The following is a 16,717-nucleotide window of genomic DNA, read 5'->3' as shown; positions in this document are numbered from 1 at the left end:
GAAGGAAGGTAACTCAAGCATGACTAAGAACTCCGTACACCGCGTTGCGATCGTCACAGGCGGCTCGAAGGGCATCGGTGCCGCTACCGCACAACGGCTGGCCAGCGATGGCTACGCCGTTGTGGTCAACTATGCACACGATGCCGAGGTGGCCGAAGCCGCCGTCCAGTCCATCACGGACAACGGTGGCACCGCCGTCGCCATTCAGGCTGACGTTGCCGACGAGCGCGCCGTCGTCGATCTCTTCAATGACACCGCTACTCGATTCGGTGGCGTTGACGTGCTTGTGCATTCGGCGGGCCGCATGGATCTCGGTTCTCTCGTTGAGTTCGACCTGGATATCCTCGACGATATGCACCGCAGCAACATCCGCGGCTTCTTCGTCGTTGCGCAACGAGCTGCCCGGCGGTTGCGTCCCGGGGGAGCGCTCATTGGCCTGTCGAGCTCCGTTACAAGCTCTCAGCTGCCCCGTTACGCTGCGTACGCCGCAACGAAGGGGGCGATGGAAGCTGCCACGCTCATCTTGGCCCGCGAACTGCGCGGGCGCGACGTCACCGTCAATACCGTTGCTCCAGGACCCACGGCCACCTCGCTGTTCCTCGACGGCAAGACCGAAGAGGAGCTGGATCATTTCGCGAAGATTCCCCCGCTGGAGCGGCTCGGACGTCCGGAGGACATCGCCGACACCATCGCCTTCCTTGCGAGCCCGGCTGGACACTGGGTGAATGGGCAGGTCATCCGAGCCAACGGCGGCGCCATCTGAACCGGCTCCTGAGTCTGCCCGCTCTTCGAATTCGGCGCTGGTGACGTGTCGGGCCCTGAACGCTTTGCTTCGTTCAGGGCCCGATGACGTTCTCGGGTGCCTCAGCCGTAAGGACTTAGATCGCTGTAGACATCCTTACCGCCGTCGATGCGGGCCGTGGTCAAGCCACTCTCGAGCACGCCGTCCAGATCATCCGAATGCACAGGTTTGCTGCGTTCCGCATAGCAGATTAGATCGGCTGAAACACTGTGCATCCCTCGAAGACAGTACGAAGAACCTCGGTGCCGCCGATCTTCTCGAGCGGGATCTCGAAGAGATTGCGGTCAAGGACGATGAAGTCCGCTGTCTTGCCCACTTCCAGGCTGCCTTGGTGCTCGGCACGGTTGATGGCTTTGGCCCCGGCCAGCGTGACGGCGTGGAGGGCGCGGGGGAGGTCAATGGACTCCGTGCCGTGTTCGAGCATGCCCTGCAATCCGGGGAAGAGGTTGGGGTTCTCGGTGATGATCCAGTCCGACCCCACCGTCATTGTGGCCCCGTGCTCCAAGACGGAAGCGAATTTGAAGCCAGATTGCAGGCCGTATTCGGGGATGTGCCACAACGCGGGAGACATTTCGGCTGTTACGTTCAGTGCGTGCAGCCGGTCGTAATCCTGATCGCTGATGAAGCCGGCGTGCGCCACTTCGTGCACCGGGCCGTCCGTCCCGTTCCGTTCCCGCACGGCCGCGATGGCGTCGAGGGCCGTGCGGATGGCGCCCTCGCCCGCGCAGTGGATCTTGACCGTGAGGCCCTGGGTATCGAAGCCGGTCAGGGCGTCGATGAGCTCGCCCCGGGCCACGAGGATACTCGACTCATCGACCGTGTTCTGCTCGGTGAGGCCGGCCTGGGTCGCGTGGGGAGGCAGCGGAGCGCCGTCGAGCCAGATCTTGATGAACCCCGGGTCGACGTGGGGAGTACGCCACAATTCTCGCTCCTCAATGAGCCGGTCCAGTTCCTCGCGGCTGGCGCCGCCGAAGCCCTCTTCCCGCCAGACCAGGTGCGCCGCGACCCGCAGTCCCATAGATCCGTCCTCATCCAACGTTCGAAGCGCCTTGAGCGTCTGGGGGTTTGCCGATGCCTCCTGCACGGAAGTGATGCCGTACTTGTGGCACATGGATATGGCCCAAGACACGGCCTCGACGGCATTTTGTTCGGGGTAGTTGGGGATGGCGCGCAGGACGGGCCAGCGGCCCTGTTCAACCAGTTCGCCCGTGAGGCGTCCGGTGGCGTCGCGAACGAGCCGGCCGCCAGCGGAGTCTTGGGTTGATTCCTCGACGCCTGCCAGCTCCAACGCTCGAGTGTTGGCCAGACCGTGGTGGATCGAGTAGTCGTACAGGAAGACAGGGCGGGTGGGGAACGCTTCGTCCAGGAAGTCCTTGCTGGGGGGATCCTCGCCGAACGATTGGGGAAAGTACTCACCGCCGATGAGCCATTCGTTGCCTTCGGCATCGACGGGTCCGTGGCAGTGGCAAGACCGGAGTTCCTCGATGATCCGTGCGGCGTCGGCGCCGGGAGTGAGGCGGGCCTCGAACTGGAACTTGAGTCCGCTAAAAAGCAAGTGCAGGTGGGCGTCGTGGATCCCCGGCATGGCCATCTTGCCTCCAAGGTCCACGAAGTCCGTCTCCGGAGATGCGATGGACCGGACTTCGTCTTCGCTGCCGATCGCGCGGATCTTGCCCTTATCGACGAGGAGTGCTTCGGCCCACGGCTGGTCCGGGTTGACGGTGTAAAACTTTCCGTTGATGAACGCTGTCGTCACCGATTCGTTCCTTTCATGCCGACCCCTCGTGGGCCGGATTGTGTGTCCGGGTTGTGAGGGTCTGAACCGTTCTAGTTGTCCTCGTAGACCAGGGCCGCTACGTCGACCGCCGAGGCACCGCCGTCCACGGGAATGATGGTTCCGGTGAGATAGGAGGCTCCCTCGGAAAGGAGGAAGGCGATGACTGAGGCGATCTCGGAAGAGGCCCCCGCGCGCCGCAGGGGTACGGGTCGGGTGGCAAGGTCATAGGCGGCGTCGAGGGAGACCCCGTCTCTCTCCGCCACGGCCGACAGGGAGGAAGCAGACATTTCCGTCTTGACCAGCCCGGGGCAGACAAGGTTCGCGCGCACCCCCGCCTTGCCGAACTCCACCGCGACGGATTGCAACATCAGGCCCAGCCCGGCCTTTGACGCGGCGTAGCCGCTCAGAAACGAACTGGCCCTCAGTGCGGCCAGCGAGGCCACTCCGACAACGGAGCCCCCGCTGTCCGGGAAGTGCGAAATGACCGCCCTGGTCAGCCGTGCCGCCGAAACGAGGTTCGTCTCCAGCATTTCCCGCCAGAGCCAGTCGCTGGTTTCGGAGAAGCTCCCCGCACGCGCTATCGCGGCATTGAGTACGACACCATCGATTCGACCGAACTGGTCCAGGACGGACCCGACGACCTCCTCGGCGCTGGATTCTACGCTCATGTCGACCGGTATTGCGCGTGCGCCGGTCTCGGCGGCAACCTTATCCAGAAGGGACGCACGGCGTCCGCAGATCGCCACGTCCCATCCGCTTTCGGACAAGAGGGCTGCCGTGGCGGCCCCAATGCCCGTCCCGCCTCCGGTCACGATCGCAACCGGCTTGTTGCCGTTCTCACCAATCCCCATGTTCTTGAACCTTCCGTGCTTTGTGTGACGCGCAGGACGCCACGGAGTGAGCGCGTAAGACCCGCTGCGGCGTTGGTAGGAGACACAAGGACGCTGGTGATTCAGCGCAGCAATACGGCAGCTGAACCGCCCGGGTTCCGACTCTGGGTCTCGCGCCCCAATGCGCGGAGGTCTACAGCCCCTGAGGGGTGCGTCTGTTCCGTGGGTCAACGGAACTCGAAGAGGCGGACGGGCGGGGTGTGGCTTACGGTGCGCGGATCTGCGCGATGATGATCCCGAGATGCGTGGCTAGCCTTGTGAGCTTCGCCACGATCAAGACTATACGTTTGTTTAGTTTGGCCCGTCAATCGATTCTCTGCCCATCCGCTGGCCTCCATGTTCGAACCATGACCCCACGGGTCTTGGCCAGCGAGCCGCCAGCCCCGCTCACGAAGCGGGGTGCGTAGCCTTCTGGAGGCCGTTGTATCGGTCGCGACACGAACGAGATTGCTGGGATTCACCTTTCGTCCGGTGGCTGCCGAGGCCGGCGACACGAGGTGAATCGAAGTGGTTCTGGAGCTGCCATCGGCGGCTTGTCTCCCGAGGGATAAAGAGCCGGCCTGCTGGCAGCTTCACCCTGTCGGAATCGGGCTACGGTAAGGTCAGGATGCGCGCCAGTTCACTGCCCGCACCATGGTGGACTTGTCCTGCTCCACGTGTCCTCGGGTGGCATTGTGGTTCGTCAGACGAACATCCGCGGTCGACACTACGCGGCGATTCTCATTGAGGGCCAGCCGCATTTCATTCAACGCACTGCATTGGATGCGGCGCGGTCGCCGACGGGATTGGTTCAACTCTCCTTCGTCGATCAGGGCCAGATCCACCTGGCCGACCAGGCCGGGATGCATGCGGCCCAGCGGGGCGATCTGCTGATCTTCGATACCGATCGTCCCTACGCCATGATGATCCCGCACGACGTCGTGATGCGTACCATCCATGTCCGCGCTGGTCGAGGCCGTGCTGGGCGGCATCATGCCCGTCAGCGCTTCCTCACCGTGGTGGGAACACATCCTCGGGGAAACCAGGGAGCGCCTCCGCGATCCGGGGCTGCGAGCCCACCAGCTGGCCGCCGCGATCCCGCTGTCGGAGCGGCAGCTCACCCGGATACTGGCAGCCCGGCAGATGACGTGGTCGCAGCTGCTGTTGCTCGAGAGACTCAAGCAACTGCGCTCGGACCTCCTCGCGCGCACACCCGGCACCACCCGATCCGTGAGGTCATCCTGGGTTGCGGCATCTCCTCCGTGGCCCATGCACATCGCCGATTCCGCGAGACAACGGGAATGACCCCCGGGGTCTATCGCTTCCAACACGCTCCAGACGCCGGGGGTCACGAAGAATGGTCCCCCGTGCGTCAGCGGATCAGCTCGTCGATCAGGTGAGCCCCGAGACCGACTTTCTCGTAGTGGTCCTTGCAGAGGTCGATGTAGTCGAGCACATCGAAATGCCCGGTGGACTCCCCGTTCTCGTCCAGCCACATCAACGGACCGCGGACGATGAAATGCGTACGCATGGGCTCATCCGATTCGTAAGCCACCAGCGTGTGTGAGCCACCGGGGGTTTCATAGACGAAGGAGCCGGCCGTGGCGGTCCAGTCGTATTCGAGGTACCCCCACTTGCCGGAGATGGTCCAGGCGAACACCTCCCGCGGATGATAGTGGCGGTGCACCAGCCCTGCGGATTTGCACAGCATGATGTCGGACCACATATTGTCTTGGATGCTGATGAACAGCGGTCTTGACCACGCGGTTTCACTCAATGGCACGTAGTAGCGCTCGTCTGCAATGTCATCGGCATTCGGCAGATGGATCTCCGGCAGGGACAGTGGCTTCGCCGAGTTCTCGATCGGCTTGATGCCCTTCCAAAACTCTGTATTCGGCTGCTCCGGCATGTGTTCCTCCTCAAGGTGATAGTGCACTCATGTGCTCCTCCTCACGAGGGACGAGCCCGGAGGGACGGGTTCTTCTGCCCGCCGCCTGCACTGTCTGTACCAGACACCATGCGGCCCGATTCATCCCGCTTCATCGCTCCGGCAGGCCTAGACCTGGGCGAAGCCTTCCCGGCCTATGTTGCAAAACCCGGGCACCCAATTGTGCTCCTGCGGACAACGCGATTGAGCGCGAGCGGCCAGATAGATCTGCGAAGATCCGGCACCTTCTCTCGGCGATTCACACTCGGCTTAGTCGCATGTGGGTTGACAGGCAAGTAGCCGCACGATCTGTGGGCGGGCGTTCGCCTCTTATGTCCTAAGAGGCATGTGGTGGCTGTCGTTGGCCTGAGGGGCTTCTTCAAGGTTAGAGGCGACCAGTTTTCCTACCTCGATGACTGCGGCCTTGATCTTTGCAGGGTCGCCGATGGTCAGGAATTGGAGCATAAGTCCGTCCATGGCAGCGAAGATTGCGCTGCAGAGTGCGTCGTTGGCCTCCATGCCGCGGCGGCGGAGTGCGTCTTGGACCGATTTCACGTAGTTGTCGTAAAGCCGACGCGATGATTCACGCCGCTCGGGGTGGCGCCGGGCCTCCAGAAGCATCTCGAACTGGAACAGGTGCACTTCGGGCTCGGAGTCCACTGACGCGGTCAACGCATCCGCGTAGCGTTCGTCGAGGTCCGCGAAGAGCGCCAGTTCCGTGTTCTCGATTGCCCGCTCGACTGCCCGTTCCATTGTGGCGGTCAGCAGGTCCTCGAGCGAGCCGAAGTGGTGGTTGATGAGGTTGTGGTTGACGCCCGCATCGGAGGCGACGGCCCGATAGGTGACGCCCCGAAGCCCTTTCGTGGCAACGATCCGCATGACCGCTGACATCAGGGCGTTCCGTCCCTCGCCGTAGGGAGGGCGCTCAACTTCGTTGTTCATTGGACGATTCTAGGGTGAGTTCTTCCCGGAATCGCGATTTCTAAAACCACACAATTTCCTCTTGACGCTCAAACTGTACATGCGTACAGTTCAGGCAGGTGATCCAGCACACATGGGGCGGGCATTCACAAGCTCGACCGCACGATCGCGAACGATCGATTGGCCATGACGTCCGCTTGCGGCTGATGGCCCGAAATTCCTCAGAGCGACAACGACGAACGGAAATACACTATGTCGAGCACCAGCGCAGCCGTACCCACCAATGACCATGGTTACGTTCCCCAGCACGAGTGGCCGGCAGTGACGGCCATGCTCGAAGGCTTCGGTGATCCTTCCCTTCCGGCCAGCGACAAGCTCGAGGGAACCTCTCTCGAGATCGGCTTCGACAATGGCTGGACGGTCGTCCACACCTTCGACACTGGTCGCGTGACCTGGGCCATCACCGATGGAGAGAACACCGGTGCGACCGGCACGCACGCCTACCGGGCCGTGGAAGTGCGCGAGGAGATCTTTTATGTCGACTTCCTCAAAGGCGAAGGCACCGAGACCCGAGACGTCACCATGATCATCAACCGCGCCGACGGGAAGGTCACCGTCGCGGATTCCTCCTTCGTCAATCGCAACGGGGAGGTCCGGATGCACACCGACTTCCTCTCCGGTCGCGTCGCCGGCACCGGGGAGATCGAGGCTCGGGCCGAGAGCAACGAGCTCGTTGGCAAGCGCATCTTCTACCGCTACAGCCCCACCGAGCGCTACGAGCATATCTACCTGAACTCCGGCACCTTCGTCTGGTACTGCATCGAAGGTGCCGAAAGCGGTCTCGGCGACGTCGACCCCATCCGCGTCTTCGAGCTCGCCGACGGCATCGTGCTCCTTTACTGGAGCGAAACCGTCATGCCCGTCGAATCGTTCGTCGTCATTGACCTCAGCAACGAACGCTCCATCGGGCGCATGTTCTGCTGGGACGGACCATCCCTAGCGCCCATGCACCTGCCCTTCGATAGCAGGTTCACCGTCCTGAACGAAACGCACTACCCCGCCGAATGAGGCGCCAGTGCGGCTGGTTGACCAGCGGCACCGCAGAACCTCCGATTCCTTCACGCCTGCCAGCTCCAGCTGGCCCCAACACCACAAAGGACAGGACATGACCACCGAAGCCACCACGACGTTCACGACTTACGAGGACCTCCTCGCCGTCATCCAACCGGCCACGGGCGGTCGGGACATTCTGGACCCGGCCACTGGCGAGACGGTGGGCCAGGCCCCACAGCACACCCTCGACGACCTCGAAGCTGCGATCACCGCCGCCCGCGCGGCACAGCCCGGCTGGGGCGCGCTGTCCCATGAGGAGCGCAGCGGTTTCCTGAACCGGGCCGCGGACGCCGTCGAGGCCAACGCTGAGGCCCTCGCAGTGCTGCTCTCCCGGGAGCAGGGCAAGCCTCTGAACGGACCCAATGCGCGCTTCGAGGTCGGCGCGTGCGCGGCCTGGCTGCGCGCCACCGCGTCCTTCGAGCTCGAGCCCGAGGTATTGGTCGATGACGAGAGCGGACGAGCGGAGCTGCACTACCGTCCCCTGGGCGTGGTGGGCGCGATCGGTCCGTGGAACTGGCCGATGATGATCGGCGTCTGGCAGCTCGCCCCGGCCCTGCGCATGGGCAACACCGTGGTTATGAAGCCTTCCAGCATGACCCCGCTCTCCGTCCTGGGTCTGATCCACGTGCTCAACCTTGTCCTGCCAGAAGGCGTGTTGCACGCGGTATCCGGGGACCGGGTCGTGGGCAACCGTCTGGTGGAGCATCCGGACGTCGCCAAAATCATGTTCACCGGTTCCACCGAGGCGGGCAAGGCTATTATCCGCAACTCCTCCGACACGGTGAAGCGCCTGACCATGGAGCTCGGTGGCAACGATGCTGGCATCGTCCTGCCGGACGCCGACCCGGTCGCCATTGCCCAAGACCTGTTCTGGGGAGCGTTCATTAACACCGGTCAGACCTGTGCGGCCCTGAAGCGTCTGTATGTCCACGAGGACATCTACGAGGAAGTCGTCGTCGCGCTGGAGGAAGTCGCTGCGCAGATGCCGATGGGTGTTGGTTTGGACGAGGCCAACGTTCTCGGGCCACTGCAGAACAAAGCGCAGTACGACATCGTGGCTCATCTCGTGCAGGCTGCGAAAGATGCCGGGGCGAGGATCGTCACCGGTGGCAATCCGGACCCGGACCGGCCCGGCTACTTCTTTCCCACCACGCTGATCGCGGACATTGATAACGACAACCCGCTGGTGGCCGAGGAGCAGTTCGGCCCGGCCTTGCCGATCGTGAAGTACTCCACGGTGGACGAGGCCGTGGAGATGGCCAATGCCCTGGACGTGGGCCTAGGAGCCTCCGTATGGTCCTCCGACAAGGAGACGGCGAGGTATGTCGCGGCCCGCATCGAGGCGGGCACCGTGTGGATCAACAAGCACGGCGCCGTAGATCCCCGCGTGCCGTTCGGTGGGGCCAAGGCCTCCGGTTACGGACTCGAGTTCGGCGTAGAAGGGCTCAAGCATCTCGGGCAACCCCAGGTCATCAGCTATTAGCCCGGACGGCAGGACCGCGTTACGGAGCGGTCTCGCCAACCCTAACGTGACGGGGAGCGGTCGGCAGATCCGGCCGCTTCCTCGGCAACTGCAGGGATGGAGAAGGCGAACGGACATGTAATTGCGCGACCGTGTCGTGCTCGTGACAGGGGGTCTGGCATTGGCCGAACCTGCACCGAGGTCCTGGCCAATGAAGGGGCGACCGTCCTGATCGTCGACCGAAACCCGGAGGGGTCCTCGGTGGCGAGCCAGCTCGAGCAAGCCGACCAATGCGTGAAATTCGTCCAGACCGACCACACAAACGAATCCGATATTCGGATAGTCGCCCACACTGCGCAGAGTCTTCTCGGCCGCCTGCATTCAGTCGTCGCATGCGCGAGAATATCCGGGCCGGTGGGACAAGTCGCGGCAGAGGTGCCGTTGGAAAAAACTGGGACGGTGTGATGCCGGTGAACGTCACTCCGACGTCCCGGGGAGACTTGGGCGCGGACGAAGGCTCCACCAAACTCGGCCTTCCGATGATGCAACCAAACCAAATAGCTCGACACGCCGTCCTTTTCGGCCTCGCCGACCAGTGAGCCGATCACGAGGACCACCGTAGTGGCGGAGTTCGGTTACGCGGCTCGCTCGGTCTTGCCCTCGTTGGACTTCAGCTGACAGGCACCCTGCGCCACCCGCGCCACAAACGTCCGGGCCGTCGCTCGGAAACCGGCGCAGAGGCCTGCAACAACACCCCGCATACTCACTCCGTCAACGGCACCCCCCTAACCTCAAGGAAGCAGAATGACCAAGAACCCCGTAGCCATAGTCACCGGTGGAGGAACAGGCATCGGCGCCGCCACGGCCGCGATCCTCCGGGCCCAGGAATGGGACGTTGTTGTTTGCGGACGGCGCCCCGACACGCTCGATAAGATCGCTCAATCTACCGGCGCGATCCCGGTGGTTGCCGACGTCGCCTCAGCAGGTGACGTGGAGCGGTTGGTCGAGACGACCCTTGAGCGGCTCGGAGCGATAGACGGCCTGGTGCTCAACGCCGGCATTGTCCGCCCCGGCACGGTAGGGGAGCTGGCAGCCGATGACTGGGACGCAATGGTCCGCACCAATCTGACGGGTCCCTTTCTGCTGGCAAAGGCGGCCATGCCGCATCTGGTAGCCGCCGGAGGATCGATCGTAGGGATCGCCTCGGCGTCCGCACTCCGTGCCAGCGCAGGCATCCCCGGATACAACGCAACGAAGGCCGCACTAACGATGCTCATGCAGTCAATTGCCGTGGACTACGGACCTTCCGGAGTCCGCGCCAACGCTGTTTGTCCGGGGTGGACCAGAACCGAAATGGCCGATATGGAAATGGACGAATACGGCACCGAACTAGGCTTGGAACGAGAGCAGGCCTATTCCTTGGCCACCTCGTTCGTCCCCAGCCGACGTCCAGCTAGAGCGGCCGAAGTCGGGAACATCGTCGCCTGGCTGCTCTCCGAGCAGGCCTCGTACGTCAATGCGTCTGTGATTCCGGTGGACGGTGGGATGATCGCCGGCGATCCAGGTTCCCTGACGCTGGATTCCCGGGTAAAGATGTCCGGCATCCAGCCCGACCACGTTCCCGCCCGCCCGTGAGGAAGCACTGAAGCCTCCCGACTGCCGCCGCCTACCTGAGACCACTCCCTCTTTCGGAAGGCTTGATCATGAGTGATCAGCTCGGCTCTATTCCCACAGCTCCCGCTGCACTTCATCGCACGTTGCGTTGGCAGGATGCCTTTGCGCTGGCCATGGCGGATTCCGGCCCCATGAAGCATGGAAGGGACGGTTCGCCCCGACTGGTGCGCCGGCCACCTTCGGTTATTGGTTCGATGCCCACATCGTCACAGAATCACTGGTTATGGCATGCATGGCCGATACGCGGTGGAGTCGCTTACGGTTAACGCGCGGTCACGCCGTTGGGACAGGCACACCAGTGGCCTGCTCAGCGGTCTGCATCGTCGATGACTTGGTGTTGATCGACCGTGAACCGATGACAGCCAACACCAGGGCCACAATCGCCAGGCCTACCAGCAGCAGGACCCAAGGCAGAGCTCCGCGTGCGGCGAGAATACCGGCGAATGTAGTGGCTACTGCACCCAGGGCGAACTGGCCCGCCCCGATGAGGGCAGCGGCTTGGCCGGTGTGTCGTTGTACGGCGCTCATGCACAGGCTCATTAGGGCCGGTTCGCTGAGTCCTAGTCCGAACATGGCAACGCTCATTGCTGCGACGAGAGCGCCCAGCGGCATGGTCGCTGCGGTGACCAGTACTGCTGCTGCGGCCCCGATGAGGGAGATGATGATGCCGATGATGCTCAGCTGGTAGGCGCCGGTTTTTTCTGCGAAACGGTTGGCTACGATGGCGCCGAGCATCAGTGCGGCGCCGGTTCCGCCGAAGACGAGCCCAAAGGTTTGCGGGCTGATGCCGAACTGGTCCTGATAGACGTAGCTCGCGCCACCGATGTAGGCGAACAGCAGCATGAACATCGTCGCCAGTGCGGCCAGCGGCAGACTAAAGCTGCTGGTGCGCAGCAGGGTGGAGTAGGCGGACAGGACACCGCGCAGCTTCAGGGGGTGGCGGGATAGTTTGGGGAGGGATTCAGGCAGGGCGAACCAGGACGTGAGGGACACGATGACGCCGAGTCCTGCCAGGGTCCAGAACACCGAGCGCCATCCGGCGGCGCCTTCGAGCAACCCTCCGGCGGCAGGTGCAACGATCGGTGCCAGCGCCGAGACGGTCATCAATACGGCGAAGAGCTTCATGGCCGCAGGGCCCTCAGCGCGGTCACGTACCGTGCTGGTGGCAACCACAGCAGCCAATGCTCCACCGACGCCTTGGAGCAATCGGGCGAGGACGAGCGTGGTGATGTTCGGCGCCAGGGCGGCGACCACTGATCCGACGATAAACAGGGCCAGCCCGATCATCAGCGGCTTGCGGCGTCCGATGGCGTCGCTGAGCGGACCGGCGAAGAGCTGTCCCAGTCCGAGCAGCAACAGGTATCCGGTCAAAGTCAGCTGCGTGACCCATACCGGTGCGGTGAACTCCTGGCTGATCTGCGGCAGTGACGCCAGGTACATATCGATGGCGAAGGGCACCAGCCCCACGATGGCAGCCAGGGAAAGCGTGGTGGAAAAACGTACAGACGTGGACATGAGCGTTGTTCTTTCATGACAGTAGAACCCCAGATGGCGGGGAGAGCAGGCGGGCACATCCACGGTGATGGTGCCAAGAAGTAACTCTACCCCTAGAATGGTACGAACGTACAACTTTGAGGATTGGACTACTTATGCCCAGCACCACTAGCGGTCAGTTGCGCGCCGTTCGACGCCACGACGCGATCCTCCGGGCCGCCTTGGGGCTGATGATTGGTGAGGGCATGTCCGCTGTCACTCATCGTCAGGTCGCGCAGGCCGCAGATGTCCCTTGGAGTTCGATCCGATACTACTTCACGACCCGTGAGGACCTTCTTCGGGCGTGCATGCAGCAGGACATGAGCGAACGCGATACCGAAGCCCAACGTGTCCTCGAGCAAGCACACCCTGGGCTGACAGCCAAGGAGACTGCGCGTTTGTTCCTGCGGGCTTTCTACGGGGCGGATCTCAGTGACAGGAGGCTCCTGGGGATCGTGGGGATGGTTGTAGACTGCGCGCGTGCCACACCTGAGCTCTCGAGCCTTCTCCAGGAACAGCGCGTGGTCATAGAGCGGGACTTTTCGGCATTGCTGGCCAAATGCGGGCGCGCTCACGTTTCAGTGTCACTGGCCGCTGCAGTCATCGACGGAAGCCTGCTCAACGCCGCCGCGCTCCGCCACGACAACCTCGCCGACATCGCGACAAACGAACTAGCAGCACTCCTGAACTGAGGCCTCCCACCGGAGACCCTCGTGCACACCATCCAGTTCAGCTCAGATCGTTCACCGTCCGGCGGCGCTGACCCTCTCGCAGGCGAGGAACTTCTGCACCTACCTCAGAACGTGGCCGACTTATTCGGCCGCGGCCTCCTTCAGTGCGGGTGAGCGGAGTAGGTGAAGAGCGTGAGGCCTACGATGACGCCGTGGACAAGGTGTTCCGGTACGACAACCCGGAGGACTTCGAGCCAATCACCCGCTGGTGGCACGAGGACTACGTGCCGGGAAGTTGATCCGGGAGAACCCTCAATGCAGTTCCAGATCCAGGTGCATGGGGATCCTCAACTGCTGCCCTGCCTCGAGGTCAATACTCGCCGCACGATGTGGATGAGCCGGGGACGAGAGATTCAAAGTTCTCTCCGTAGACGATCCAGTGAGTTCCGACGGCTTCCATCACCTTGACCTTCTCGATCCCCGGGACTCGTCGAGCGGCCTCGCAAATGAAGGTTGCACGTTCCGCCTCGCTGCTCCCGCTGTCACCTCTGGGATCAACCAGCGTCGTCTTAGCGATAAGTGAGGTTCCATCTTCCGCCGTCACGCTGGTGACCACGTTCGACTCGGCATACTCGTCGCGCTCGATCTCAGCCACTGCCAGCTCAGTGACTCCTGACGATTCCGAGACGGGCTGTGAGTCTGTGGTGGCAACGGTTGAGCTTTGTGTCGGGCTATCTGGGGCAGCCGTGGAACAGCCAGCGGATAGGATCGCGGCGAATACCAGCAGTGCGGACAGCTTGACGACTGGTTTCATTGACTTTCGTCCTTCGTCGGCATGGATGTGCTTTGATGGATGACATGCGCAAACCGCGGATTCGAACATCCTTCCGCACACATGACGGTCATGAGCATTATTCCTGATGAGGACCGTCACGTCCTGAGCATCGGCCTTTCCCTCCCCCTGTCACTGATGGGTACCATCACCAAGCTGATCGGGGCAGCCTGGCCGGAGTCCGCCATGCACAACGGGCACCGATCCATGGAGTTCCTTATTCCCAAGACTGAACCGATCGAGGTGACGGAAGAACCGGTGAACGAGGCTGTTGAAGCCAGCTGGGACGAGTTCGGGCTCGATGCTGCGTTGCCATTCCTGGCGTGGGTTGTACCACTCGCGTGCGGCATCTGTCAGCCAGATCGTCGTGTCGGAGTTCCACCCCGCGATGACCGTCGAAATATCGGTGTTGACGTGCAGCGCACGATTGGCACTACTGAGGTAGGCCATGGCTGTCATGTGCACCGCGTCCACCCCTCGGCGACCTTCTCCCAGTTTGGGATCACCCATTTGCCGTCATGCCCGGTACAACGAAACCAGTCATGACGACGCGATGCCGTGACCTCTAAGGGGTACTCCCGGCACAGTGACACCCAATCGTCCTCTGTGTGAACCTCATATGTTCTGCTGACACCACGCACGGGGATGACTGTGACGTGTTCCTCGCCGAAGGAGTCCTCGATGAGGTTCAGCCCCAGCGGTATCCGGCCGACCGACTGAATGGTCCCTTGCGGGAACGACCACCACGTCCCCGACCAATTGGCATGAGGGTCTCGGGGCCTTTCCTTGTCAGCGCGGACCTCCTCGGCTCGCGTGCCATGGGCCCAATCTGACAGGACTTGTGATGGCTGCCTGGGCAACGGTGCAGGATCGTCTGCCGACCGCCAGTCGATAGTCCACTGTTCGACCTGCCGGCCCTTCGACCACCATTCCGTAGAGGGCGCGGTGATCACGTGCTGGGCGGTCGGGCCAAGGCAGTCGTGGTTCGCGGCCGAACTCGGTTCCGTCACCGCCGCAGGGCTCACACCCCCGGCCGCAAGTGACGTGGTGGTCCTCCCCGGTAGTCAGAGCAGCCTGAGCACCCTCTTTCGCACGCTGGTAGGCGCGGGGCGGCCGTTGCTGATCGAGTCACCGACCTACTGGGGTGCGATCCTCGCGGCAGCGCAGGTCGGCGTGCAGCTCATCCCAATCCCGAGCGGGCCGCACGGCCCCAACCCTGACGACCTGGACCGCGCGTTCGCGCAGACCGGCGCACGCGCGTTCTACGCGCAACCGAACTTCGCCAACCCCACCGGCGGGCAGTGGTCGGCCGACCTCGCCGAGCAGGTGCTCGGCATCGTGAGGGAGCGGAGCGCATTCCTGATCGAAGACGATTGGGCGCACGACTTCGGCATCACGACCGAGTCGGCACCCCTCGCCGCCCGTGACGACAGCGGCCACGTCATCTACCTCCGCTCACTCACCAAGAGTGTTTCCCCATCCGTTCGGGTGGCCGGACTGATCGCACGCGGCCCCGCCCGTGACCGCATCCTCGCCGATACCCAGGCGCACACGATGTACGTCAGCGAGGCGCTGCAAACGGTTGCGCTCGATGTAGTCACCCAACCGGCTTGGCAGACGCATCTCCGCGCGCTCCGCAAAGAACTCGCCGCCCGCCGGGATCTCCTCATCGAGGCAATGCGCGAACACGCTCCCGCCGCACACCTCGAAGCCGTCCCCCGCGGCGGACTGAACCTTTGGCTCCGCCTGGCCGACGAAACGGATCTGACTCATCTCTCCCGCGATTGCGAAGCACAAGGCGTCACCATCGCCGCCGGCGACGACTGGTTCCCAGCAGAACCACCCGGCCGGTATCTACGCCTCAACTACTCCGGCCCCAACCCCGGAACATTCCCCGACGCGGCACGCATCATCGGACGAGCAATCACCACCGCGGAGACCGAGCCGCGCTATACCTGAACCGCTCACTACCCCGCCTCGATGCACCACAGCGGCGGTCCCGCTACACGATCCTCGATCGGAATGCGTGGGTCTCTTCTGCCAGGCTCACGTTGTCCGCATCGGTAGGCAGGGATCAGAGGGTCTGTCAGCGGTTCCTGAGCCAAGAGAGTTGTCCGGGCCGACGGGCTAGAAGGCAGCTAGTTCCAGTGGACTTTCCGTTCCTCAACATTCCGTTCACAAGCTGGTGCGGCCGGGAGGAAGACTGTTGCATGTGGATGAGCGCCCCGATCCGCACCGCAGCCAACCCGGCCGGGTTGGCTGCGGCAAACAGCTTGGCATGTGAACCTAGGACCGAGAATGCCGTCCCGACTCTAAGCCGGTCCCCCTCACCAAGTTCAGGGTTGCCTGTACATGTTCACGCAAGCGTCGACGGGCCAGCTCCTGATCGCCGACACTAATTGCGGCGAGGAGTGGGCCATGGCCCTGGGTCGGTGCCTCCTCCAGGCCGGGCTGGTGAAGCTTGGTGCCGAGCAATCGTGAAAGTTCGGCCTGAATCTGCCGTTCAGCATTGAGCAGCCGTTCTGAGCGGGAAAGTTCTGCAATGTAGAGGTGAACCCGCGCATCGGCGAATCGGTAACTCTCATAGTCCGGAGATTGGGAGTCAGCCTGGTGAACCAGCCCTCCGAGTTCCACCATCTCCCCTTCCGTGGCGTACTTCGCAGCCAAGGCAGCGCACTCCCCCGAGATGGCCTTCCGCCACGAGGTCAGCTCAGCGATGACCTCCAGCCGTGGGGCTGTGTCAGCAATGCGGGCAACGATCTCACCGATCCGCGGACTGACCACTGTGCCCGCGTGTCGCCCACGCTTGGTCTCCACAAAGCCCTCTTCTCGGAGAACCTTAAGCGCGCCCCGGACCGTCATCGGCGCGACCTGAAAGTACGTCGCAAGCTCAGTCTCTGAAGGGAGACGATCCCCGGCCCGTAGCGTGCCGGCGCACATCAGCTCGCTCAAGCGCCGAACGATGGCCTCGGAGACTCCAGCCTCCTCAATAGGGCGCAGCAGTGCAGTCCAACTATTCACACCCATGAAACATAACCTCTGTAGTTTAGAGTTCATTGACTGGTGGTTCGCAGGGTACGCACGTCCCCACCCTAACCGCGACGGTGGAGGCCGCGGGCTGCGAGGCCACACGAGT

The 16,717-nt window shown here is 63.0% G+C and carries 17 protein-coding genes and 1 pseudogene; 10 read left to right on the top strand and 8 right to left on the bottom strand.

Annotated features, from left to right (window positions below; genetic code table 11):
- Positions 1–19: 19 nt before the first annotated feature.
- Entirely contained in the window at positions 20–763 is a 744-nt protein-coding gene (locus tag ABD134_RS07840; protein ID WP_344228400.1) for an SDR family oxidoreductase, read from the top strand.
- 229 nt (positions 764–992) lie between these two features.
- Here the strand turns inward: ABD134_RS07840 and ABD134_RS07835 are convergent, their stop codons facing one another.
- The 3 genes from ABD134_RS07835 to ABD134_RS07825 form a co-directional block, all read right to left on the bottom strand.
- Positions 993–2,558 (bottom strand): amidohydrolase, encoded by a 1,566-nt coding sequence (locus tag ABD134_RS07835; protein WP_344228398.1) that lies wholly within the window; start codon positions 2,556–2,558, stop codon positions 993–995.
- 71 nt (positions 2,559–2,629) lie between these two features.
- A complete protein-coding gene (locus ABD134_RS07830) occupies positions 2,630–3,430 on the bottom strand; it encodes an SDR family NAD(P)-dependent oxidoreductase (protein ID WP_344228396.1) in 801 nt (266 codons plus the stop codon).
- Between the two features lie 641 nt (positions 3,431–4,071).
- The gene (locus ABD134_RS07825) at positions 4,072–4,407 is read right to left on the bottom strand and encodes a hypothetical protein (protein WP_344228394.1); all 336 of its coding nucleotides are present in this window, start codon (positions 4,405–4,407) and stop codon (positions 4,072–4,074) included.
- Here ABD134_RS07825 and ABD134_RS07820 point away from each other — a divergent pair.
- On the top strand, positions 4,406–4,753 hold the full coding sequence (locus ABD134_RS07820) for a hypothetical protein (RefSeq protein ID WP_344228392.1): 348 nt from the start codon (positions 4,406–4,408) through the stop codon (positions 4,751–4,753). The two genes, ABD134_RS07825 and ABD134_RS07820, sit on opposite strands and share 2 nt — an antisense overlap.
- 67 nt (positions 4,754–4,820) lie before the next feature.
- Here the strand turns inward: ABD134_RS07820 and ABD134_RS07815 are convergent, their stop codons facing one another.
- The gene (locus ABD134_RS07815; RefSeq protein WP_344228390.1) at positions 4,821–5,357 is read right to left on the bottom strand and encodes a 2,4'-dihydroxyacetophenone dioxygenase family protein; all 537 of its coding nucleotides are present in this window, start codon (positions 5,355–5,357) and stop codon (positions 4,821–4,823) included.
- A 348-nt stretch (positions 5,358–5,705) separates the two neighbouring features.
- Positions 5,706–6,317, bottom strand: a complete 612-nt coding sequence (locus tag ABD134_RS07810) for a TetR/AcrR family transcriptional regulator (protein ID WP_344228388.1) — start codon at positions 6,315–6,317, stop codon at positions 5,706–5,708.
- Between the two features lie 300 nt (positions 6,318–6,617).
- Here ABD134_RS07810 and ABD134_RS07805 point away from each other — a divergent pair, with 300 nt between their 5' ends.
- The 4 genes from ABD134_RS07805 to ABD134_RS07795 all read left to right on the top strand — a co-directional run bounded on the left by ABD134_RS07805 (position 6,618) and on the right by ABD134_RS07795 (position 10,506).
- Positions 6,618–7,364 (top strand): MoaF C-terminal domain-containing protein, encoded by a 747-nt coding sequence (locus ABD134_RS07805; RefSeq protein ID WP_344228386.1) that lies wholly within the window; start codon positions 6,618–6,620, stop codon positions 7,362–7,364.
- Between the two features lie 97 nt (positions 7,365–7,461).
- Positions 7,462–8,892, top strand: coding sequence for an aldehyde dehydrogenase family protein (locus ABD134_RS07800; RefSeq protein WP_344228384.1), 1,431 nt, complete (start codon positions 7,462–7,464; stop codon positions 8,890–8,892).
- Positions 8,893–8,988: 96 nt separating this feature from the next.
- On the top strand, positions 8,989–9,336 hold the full coding sequence (locus ABD134_RS15525) for an SDR family NAD(P)-dependent oxidoreductase (RefSeq protein ID WP_378108259.1): 348 nt from the start codon (positions 8,989–8,991) through the stop codon (positions 9,334–9,336).
- A 339-nt stretch (positions 9,337–9,675) separates the two neighbouring features.
- Positions 9,676–10,506, top strand: a complete 831-nt coding sequence (locus ABD134_RS07795; RefSeq protein WP_344228382.1) for an SDR family NAD(P)-dependent oxidoreductase — start codon at positions 9,676–9,678, stop codon at positions 10,504–10,506.
- 312 nt (positions 10,507–10,818) lie between these two features.
- Here ABD134_RS07795 and ABD134_RS07790 read toward each other — a convergent pair whose 3' ends face one another.
- Complete coding sequence (locus ABD134_RS07790; protein WP_344228380.1) at positions 10,819–12,174, bottom strand: multidrug effflux MFS transporter; 1,356 nt, start codon at positions 12,172–12,174, stop codon at positions 10,819–10,821.
- Between the two features lie 20 nt (positions 12,175–12,194).
- On the opposite strand from ABD134_RS07790, the gene ABD134_RS07785 reads away from it, so the two are divergent.
- Together ABD134_RS07785 and ABD134_RS07780 are read left to right on the top strand one after the other, a co-directional pair.
- Positions 12,195–12,770 carry a TetR/AcrR family transcriptional regulator gene (locus ABD134_RS07785; protein ID WP_344228378.1) on the top strand — a complete coding sequence of 192 codons (576 nt, stop codon included), beginning with the start codon at positions 12,195–12,197 and terminating at the stop codon, positions 12,768–12,770.
- A gap of 149 nt (positions 12,771–12,919) precedes the next feature.
- The gene (locus ABD134_RS07780; RefSeq protein WP_344228376.1) at positions 12,920–13,048 is read left to right on the top strand and encodes a hypothetical protein; all 129 of its coding nucleotides are present in this window, start codon (positions 12,920–12,922) and stop codon (positions 13,046–13,048) included.
- Positions 13,049–13,119: 71 nt separating this feature from the next.
- Here ABD134_RS07780 and ABD134_RS07775 read toward each other — a convergent pair whose 3' ends face one another.
- Positions 13,120–13,563, bottom strand: coding sequence for a hypothetical protein (locus ABD134_RS07775; RefSeq protein ID WP_344228374.1), 444 nt, complete (start codon positions 13,561–13,563; stop codon positions 13,120–13,122).
- A gap of 90 nt (positions 13,564–13,653) precedes the next feature.
- Between ABD134_RS07775 and ABD134_RS07770 the strand changes: the two genes are divergently transcribed.
- Together ABD134_RS07770 and ABD134_RS07765 are read left to right on the top strand one after the other, a co-directional pair.
- The gene (locus ABD134_RS07770; protein WP_344228372.1) at positions 13,654–14,127 is read left to right on the top strand and encodes a hypothetical protein; all 474 of its coding nucleotides are present in this window, start codon (positions 13,654–13,656) and stop codon (positions 14,125–14,127) included.
- 429 nt (positions 14,128–14,556) lie between these two features.
- Positions 14,557–15,540 (top strand): annotated as a pseudogene (locus ABD134_RS07765) (aminotransferase-like domain-containing protein); the annotation flags it as partial.
- Between the two features lie 327 nt (positions 15,541–15,867).
- Here ABD134_RS07765 and ABD134_RS07760 read toward each other — a convergent pair.
- The gene (locus ABD134_RS07760) at positions 15,868–16,608 is read right to left on the bottom strand and encodes a FadR/GntR family transcriptional regulator (RefSeq protein WP_344228370.1); all 741 of its coding nucleotides are present in this window, start codon (positions 16,606–16,608) and stop codon (positions 15,868–15,870) included.
- Between the last annotated feature and the right edge of the window lie 109 nt (positions 16,609–16,717).

The sequence above is a fragment of the Citricoccus alkalitolerans genome (assembly GCF_039528175.1).
Classification (GTDB): domain Bacteria; phylum Actinomycetota; class Actinomycetes; order Actinomycetales; family Micrococcaceae; genus Citricoccus; species Citricoccus alkalitolerans.
Note: the sequence above shows the minus strand (reverse complement) of the source record. Positions and strands in the feature narration are given on the sequence as shown.

Excerpts from the sequence above, each read along its gene's own strand:
- ABD134_RS07775 (WP_344228374.1), bottom strand. The coding sequence starts at position 13,563 with ATGAAACCAGTCGTCAAGCTGTCCGCACTGCTGGTATTCGCCGCGATC.
- ABD134_RS07825 (WP_344228394.1), bottom strand. The coding sequence starts at position 4,407 with ATGGATGGTACGCATCACGACGTCGTGCGGGATCATCATGGCGTAGGG.
- ABD134_RS15525 (WP_378108259.1), top strand. The coding sequence starts at position 8,989 with ATGGAGAAGGCGAACGGACATGTAATTGCGCGACCGTGTCGTGCTCGT.
- ABD134_RS07815 (WP_344228390.1), bottom strand. The coding sequence starts at position 5,357 with ATGCCGGAGCAGCCGAATACAGAGTTTTGGAAGGGCATCAAGCCGATC.
- ABD134_RS07760 (WP_344228370.1), bottom strand. The coding sequence starts at position 16,608 with ATGGGTGTGAATAGTTGGACTGCACTGCTGCGCCCTATTGAGGAGGCT.
- ABD134_RS07800 (WP_344228384.1), top strand. The coding sequence starts at position 7,462 with ATGACCACCGAAGCCACCACGACGTTCACGACTTACGAGGACCTCCTC.
- ABD134_RS07770 (WP_344228372.1), top strand. The coding sequence starts at position 13,654 with ATGAGCATTATTCCTGATGAGGACCGTCACGTCCTGAGCATCGGCCTT.
- ABD134_RS07840 (WP_344228400.1), top strand. The coding sequence starts at position 20 with ATGACTAAGAACTCCGTACACCGCGTTGCGATCGTCACAGGCGGCTCG.
- ABD134_RS07795 (WP_344228382.1), top strand. The coding sequence starts at position 9,676 with ATGACCAAGAACCCCGTAGCCATAGTCACCGGTGGAGGAACAGGCATC.
- ABD134_RS07830 (WP_344228396.1), bottom strand. The coding sequence starts at position 3,430 with ATGGGGATTGGTGAGAACGGCAACAAGCCGGTTGCGATCGTGACCGGA.
- ABD134_RS07820 (WP_344228392.1), top strand. The coding sequence starts at position 4,406 with ATGTCCGCGCTGGTCGAGGCCGTGCTGGGCGGCATCATGCCCGTCAGC.
- ABD134_RS07810 (WP_344228388.1), bottom strand. The coding sequence starts at position 6,317 with ATGAACAACGAAGTTGAGCGCCCTCCCTACGGCGAGGGACGGAACGCC.
- ABD134_RS07785 (WP_344228378.1), top strand. The coding sequence starts at position 12,195 with ATGCCCAGCACCACTAGCGGTCAGTTGCGCGCCGTTCGACGCCACGAC.